We start from the raw sequence: 6,690 nt of genomic DNA, 5'->3' as shown, positions 1-6,690 counted from the left end.
GCCGGGACCAGGTGGAGCCGGGGTCGGCGGCGATTTCGCGGACGAGCCAGCCGGGGATCGGGCCGTAACCGGCGAGGGTCGCGGGATCTTCCCGGGCACCGGCCAGAGTGAGCAGGTCGACATAGACGTGGACATGCGCGCGTGGCTTGCCGTGCCCGTCTTCGGCCAGTAGGCGTTCGGCGAAGAGGTCGGCCCGGTGTTGATCCAGGGTGCGGGATTTGTCGTTTGCGCGGCGGGTGCGGGCGGCGTGGGTCAGTGACGTGTAGATCGAGCTGGCGACTTCGGCGGGCAGATAGCCCGACAGTTTGGACATGGTTTCGTCTTCGTGTTCCAGCGAGATATGCCGTAACGCGCGTTTGTTGACGGCGCGGTCCCGGTGGCCGTCGGGGTCGAATTTCTGTACGGCGTGATCCACCGATTTCCGGATCGCTCCCGGGTCACGCTCGGCGAGACGCCCGGCCATCCACGTGTCCACCTGGGCGGCGATCTCGTCGGAGACCTCACGGGTCAGCTGGCTGACCTTCGACGCCTTGTACAGATCGATGTCACCGTTTTCCAGTGCCGCCAACGTGTTCGGCAACCGTCTCACCAGGGCGCACGAGGTTTCCACCAGCAGATGCGCCTGATTACGGGAGACCGAGAAGGCCAACGCGACCTCCTCGGTCACCGATCTTCGCGAACCACCCACCACGGCGAACCCGGCTATCGCACGCACCTGACGCCCCTGCGCCCGCCGGAGCACAAGCTCCTCGTCGTAAGCGGCATCGAGAAGACGAGCGGCTTTCGGATTGAAAGCAAAGGATGTGGTCATGACCAAGATCATACTCGAACACAAGTTCGAATTCCACTGGTTGATGACTCAGGGATGGAGTGCGTCAAATATATTGGGAGATAAGGAAAAATGACGCTCCGGACTTGGTTCGTCTTAGCTCTCAAGCTAAGCAGAAGTCACCTCGCCACAGGAACGGCATCCGAAACAGCGCGCACGAGTTCCTCGACCCGTTGTCCCCAACGGGAAACGATGACGAGATCACGATCGGGGTCGATCCAGAGCAGATGCTGATCGGCGTTGCCGCGGGCGAACCGGCCGGTCGGCGGCGCTGAGAGGAACCCGTTGAGCCACCAGAGATAGCCGTAGTCGGCGTTGTGGGGACAGGGTGTCCAGCTGCGCTCGATCCAGCTTTCGCTGAGTAGCTGCCTGCCCTTGCGGAGATAAAGCCGGCCGAGCAGGGCGAGGTCGCCGGCGGAGATCCGGAGTCCGCCTCCCCAGTGGGCACCACCGCTGACCACCGGGACGGTCTCGCCGTCGATGGTCGTCATCGAGTCGCGGTAGCCGTGCCAGGACCACGTACTGGACGCGCCGAGCGGGCCGAGGACGTGCTCGTCGAGCACCGTGGGCAGCGGGCGGGCGAAAAGGTGGGTGAGGGCCAAACAGAGCAGGTTGACACGAACGTCGTTGTGCTCCCAGCGTGAACCCGGCGTGCCTCCGCGGCGACGACCGTCCAGCCAGGCTGGTTTGCCCCAGAGCTCACCGTCCCATTCACTGGTCTGTTGCAGCAGGTGATGCCAGGTGATCGTGCTCTCGGCCAGCTCCGGCAGGTCGAGAGTGTCGGCCACGGGCCGGTGCGGGTCGGAGATCAGCCCCCTGTCGAAGGCGATCCCGGCGACAGTCGAAACGACGCTTTTGGTGATGCTGAAGGCCATTTCCGGCGTGACGCGCTCGCGCTGGGCCGCGGCGGCGGCGTGGACAGCGGACAGATCCAGTGCCATGGGCCCAACCATCCCGACAGGCGGACCCCTTAGTCCTCCACAGGCTTCGTCCAGGCCACCTGAACCAGCCCCGTCCCATGCCGCCGCGAGACCAGCACACCCCGCCCGGCAGGCTGCGGCCCCGGTTTGACCTCTCCGAGCAGCGCCCCTTCGTCCCGCGACCCGGACATCACCAAGCCTGGGGAGCCCAGCTCGCGGATCCGTTGCAGCACAGGCTCGAACAGCGAACGCCCGGCCCCGCCGCTCCCGCGCGCGATGACGAGGTGGAGCCCGATGTCCCGTGCCTGCGGCAGGAATTCCAGGAGCGGCAGCAACGGGTTCCGGCCCACGGTGGCGACCATTTCATAGTCGTCGACGAGCACGAACAGCTCCGGGCCCCGCCACCAAGACCGGTTTCGCAGCTGTTCCGGCGTGACGTCCGCGCCGGGGAGCCGGTTTCGCATGGCCTGCTGACACTGCTCGATCAGCCCGGTCAGCACGGTTTCGGAGCCCGCGTAGCCGAGCAGGTGCGACTCCGGCACCGCACCCAGCATCCCTCGCCGATAATCGGCGACGACGATCGCGGCCTCGTCCGCCGAGTACTTCGACACGATGCCCTGCGCGATCGCGCGCAGGAGCGAGCTCTTGCCGGATTCCACGTCACCGAAGGCCAGGAAGTGCGGTTCGGTGGCGAAGTCGAGGTACACCGGTCGCAGATTCGATTCCGCGATGCCGAGCGTGACCTGCTTGCGTGGCCCGGCCTCGAGCGAGTCGAGCGGGACCTCCGGGGGCAGCAGTCGTACGGACGGTGCCGGTTTTCCCTTCCAGGCGGCGGAAATCCGGCGGTTCAGGTCCAGGCCGCCGGCACCGACGGTATCCGGCCGCTGATCCGAGTCGATCCGCGGCAGTGCCGCGAGGAAATGCAGTTTGTCCGCGGTCAGCCCGCGCCCCGGCCGGTCGGCGGGGACGTTCTGCGCGATCTTGCGGTCGATCAGCGAGTCCGCGGGTTCGCCGAGCCGCAGTTCGAATTTGGTGCCGATCGCGTCGCGCAGGGGCGCCCGCATGCCCATCCACTGGTTGATCGAGACGACGACGTGGATGCCGAAGCCGAGCCCGCGCGACGCCAGGCTGGTGATCTGTTCCTCCAGCTGTTCGTATTCCTGGCGGATCGTGGTCCAGTTGTCCACGAACAGGAAGACGTCGCCGAATTCGCGGCCTTCCGTGCTCTCCCGGAACTCCGAACGCCGCTGGCGGAACGTCGTGATCGACTCGATCCCATTGGCGGAGAAGAACTCCTCGCGCTGTTCGAGCAGGGTCGTCAGTTCCGCCACCACGCGGCGGCAACGCTGGGCGTCGCGCCTGGTCGCGTAGCCGGACACGTGGGGCAGCCCGGCGATCGGCGCCAGCGCGCCACCGCCCATGTCCAGCACGAACAGCTGGACCTCTTCCGGAGTATGGGTGAGCGCGAGCATCGCGGCGATGTCACGCATCAGCGTGCTCTTGCCGCTCTGCGGTGCCCCGACGATCAGCGCGTGCCCGGCGGCACCGGAGAAATCTGCCCACAGCATGTCGCGCCGCTGTTCGAAGGGCTTGTCCACCAAAGCGACCGGGATCATCAGCTTGCCGTTGCCGCCCCAGCCCAGCGGGCACAGACCGCGTGCCGGATCCGCGCCGAGCGGCGGCAGCAGCTGGTCCAAGGTCGGCGGTTCGGCCAGCGGCGGAAGCCAGATCTGGTGTGCCTCCGGGCCTTTGCCTTCGAGCCGCGAGATCATCGCGCCGATGATCGTCTCGCCGGTGCCCTTTTCGACCGGCTCCTCGGCCTCGACGGTCACCGGGATCTCCACCGGCGCCAGCGTGAACGGCATCAGGCCGAGACTCTGGCCGTCCTTGCGCACGATCTTGCTGCGCGGCGGCAGTTCCCCCGAGACGTACGCGGCCTTGAGCCGGATGAGGGTGTCGTTGTCGGACTTCAGATACGCCGAACCCGGCACGGGCGGCAGCTGATAGGCGTCCGCGACGCCCAGCACCGCGCGGCTTTCCGACGCGGAGAACGTCCGCAGGCCGATCCGGTACGACAGATGCGAATCCAGCCCGCGAAGCCGTCCCTCCTCCAGCCGCTGCGAAGCCAGCAGCAGGTGGATCCCGAGACTCCGCCCCAGCCGTCCGATCGCGACGAACAGGTCGATGAACTCCGGCCGCGAAGACAGCAGCTCGCTGAATTCGTCGATGATCACCAGCAGCGACGGCAACGGCCGCAGGTTGGCACCGGATTCCCTGGCCTTTTCGTAGTCCCGCACCGACGCGTAGTTCCCGGCCGCGTGCAGGAGTTCCTGGCGCCGCAACAGTTCGCCGTTCAGCGCGTCCGCCATGCGGTCGACCAGCGCGAGATCGTCGGACAGGTTGGTGATGACGGCACAGGTGTGCGGCAGCCCGGTCATCCCGGCGAAGGTCGCGCCACCCTTGAAGTCGATCAGCGCGAGGTTCAGCTTCTCCGACGAATGCGTGACGGCGAGCGCGGTGACCAGTGTCCGCAGAAGCTCGCTCTTGCCGGATCCGGTCGCGCCGATGACCAGCCCGTGCGGTCCCATCCCGCCTTCGGCCGATTCCTTCAGGTCGAGGTCGACCGGCCTGCCATCGGGGTTGACGCCCAGCGGGATCCGCAGCCGGTCGCGCGCGGACCGCGGCGCCCAGGTGACGGCCGTGTCGGTGTCGCGCGGGTCGCCGATGCCGAGCAGCCCGGCCAGCCCGAACGTCGCCGACATCGGTGCCTCGCTGACCACCGCCGCTCCTTGGAACAGCGGAGTCAGCATCCGTGCCAGCGCCTCGGCGGCCCCGCGGTCCAAGGTGTCCGGCATGCCGAGGAAACCGAGCCGCTGCTCCGTGCCGTCACCGACGACCATCCCGAGCTGCTCCGGGCTCATGTGCAGGCTCAGCAGCCGTTCCGACGACACGGATCGCGGCTGCTCGGTGCCGATCTCCACCACGGTGACGCCGAGCCTGCCCTCCTCGGCGACGAGCCGCGAGTCGCCGAGGGTGTGCCCGCCGTCCACGATGACGACGATCTGGGGCAGGTCCAGCCGGGAATCCGGCCGCCGGGTGAACGCGGGCCGGTCGCCGAGGTCGGGGCCGAGGAGGTCGGCGAGTTTTCCGGAGTCGGCGTCGACGAGCCGTCGCGGACCGGCGGCGTCGGCGGCGGTGGAGGCCACGTGAGGCAGCCACTTCGCCCATTCCCAGTCGTGCAGCCGGTCGTCGTTGACGCAGAGCGCGATCCGCAGGTCGCCGGGTGAGTGGAAGGTCGCGAGCTGGGTCAGCAGCGCCCGCGCGGTCCCGAGCGTGTCCGGCCGGCGGCCGGACAGGCTGACCTGCGCGAACGACCGCAGCGAGACCGCGACCGGGAGTCCGTCGACCGTCGAATAGGTCCGGATGAAGTGCTTGAGGTTCGTCGAGCACACCGGGTCGAGGTCTTCCAGCGGCACGGTCTGCGGCGCCTTCAACGGCGTCGCGAGCCGCTGCGGGCCCGTCCCGACGCGCACCTGCCCGAACTGCGGGTCGGACCGGCGGCGATCCCACAGCTTCCCCGTCTCGATGTACGCCCACAGATCGGCGGGGTCGGGCTGCAACGCCGCCATCGCCGCACGCTGGTTGTCCGCGATCTCCCGCACCTGGCCGCGAAGGCCGGTCAGATACCGCTGGTAGTCCCGGCGTTCCTCGTTGATCTGCGCCTTCTTCTGCGCACCGCCGCGGCCGAGCGACATCACGACCATGCCCACCATCGCGGTGAGGAACAAGGCGCCGAAGATGTAGGTCATCACCCCGCCGTCGCGTCCGATGTAGACGAACGACATGGCGCCCATGCCCAGCATCATCGGCATGAACATCAGCAGCTGCATGGCTCCGCCGGACGAGCCCTTCGGCAGCATCGGCGGGGACTGCAGGACGATTTCACCGGGCTGCTCGCCCAGGGCCGGCAGGCGGTCGCGAGTGGCGCTCATCAGGGTCTTTCTGGCCGCTTGTGGGTAATCCTGCCGATCATTCTGGCCACTCGTGCCGCCCTCGCGGTGGGTACTTTTGCCGTCCGCTCGCGTCTGGTGGCGAACTTACGCTGCTCGAACAGTCGCAGACGTGGGGGAAACGAGAGAAGGAGAGCCATGGTCGGCACGGGCGAGTACCGGGCGGAGCCCGAGGCCATGCGCTCGGCGGTCGGGAACCTCGGCGGCATCATCATGCAGGGCATCAATGTCGTCGGCGACCTCGAACGCACCGTCCTGCAGCCGATGTCGTTCGCCACCTTCGGCAGCGCGGTGGCCGCGGCCAACACGGCCATGCAGAGCCAGCAGGTGGTCGCGGTCCGCACCCTCCTGCAACTGCTGCAGCAGATCAACGGCTTCATCAAGAGCAGTGCCGACGCCTACCAGGCCGCGGACGAGGCGGTCGCGGGCGGCTACGGCGGCCGTCCCGGCGGCGGCGCCGGATCGGCGTCGTCGTCGATCTGGGGGAATTCGCACGCCTCCGAACTGGCGACGCTGGCCATCAACGACAGCGCCGGCGGCGAGGGCGAGCCGTCTTCGGTCGGCAACGTGCTGCGCTACCTGGGGGACGCGCGGCTGGGGCAGCTCGGCGACCACCCGATCACCGACACGCGGTTCCACGGCGTCTCGGACTTCAACGACTGGCTGGCCGGCGACGCCGACAACCAGGCACGGGTCGGGGTCATCGAGGTCTACGCCGGTACGGCGCGCAACTTCGGCGACGTACCCGGCGGGGTGCACAGCGGTGACGTCGTCGTGGTCGAACCGCTCCTGTTCTCCGATCGCAAGCCGATCATCGCCATCGCCGGAGAGGGCGGGCTGCTCTACAACCACGGAATCGTCGAAGCGGACATCAACGGCCTGGCGAAGGTCAGTGTCTACCGCCCGGCTTCCGTCTGACTTCCGGCCTGAG

4 protein-coding genes are annotated in these 6,690 nt (G+C 68.0%); 1 reads left to right on the top strand and 3 read right to left on the bottom strand.

Features of this window, described 5'->3' with window-relative positions; genetic code table 11:
- The 3 genes from DL991_RS40720 to eccCa all read right to left on the bottom strand — a co-directional run.
- Positions 1-667: DUF222 domain-containing protein (locus DL991_RS40720; protein ID WP_370309427.1), on the bottom strand; the 667-nt coding region annotated here is incomplete at its 3' end.
- A 281-nt stretch (positions 668-948) separates the two neighbouring features.
- Complete coding sequence (locus tag DL991_RS40715) at positions 949-1,770, bottom strand: serine hydrolase (RefSeq protein ID WP_233599305.1); 822 nt, start codon at positions 1,768-1,770, stop codon at positions 949-951.
- 29 nt (positions 1,771-1,799) lie between these two features.
- Positions 1,800-5,741: a type VII secretion protein EccCa gene (gene eccCa / locus DL991_RS40710; RefSeq protein ID WP_125789671.1), complete on the bottom strand. Its 3,942-nt coding sequence runs from the start codon at positions 5,739-5,741 to the stop codon at positions 1,800-1,802.
- Between the two features lie 156 nt (positions 5,742-5,897).
- Between eccCa and DL991_RS40705 the strand changes: the two genes are divergently transcribed.
- Positions 5,898-6,677 (top strand): WXG100 family type VII secretion target, encoded by a 780-nt coding sequence (locus DL991_RS40705; protein WP_125789670.1) that lies wholly within the window; start codon positions 5,898-5,900, stop codon positions 6,675-6,677.
- Positions 6,678-6,690: the final 13 nt, after the last annotated feature.

It is taken from the genome of Amycolatopsis sp. WAC 01375, assembly GCF_003947325.1.
Lineage (GTDB): Bacteria > Actinomycetota > Actinomycetes > Mycobacteriales > Pseudonocardiaceae > Amycolatopsis.
This window is presented reverse-complemented; position numbering and strand designations above follow the sequence as displayed.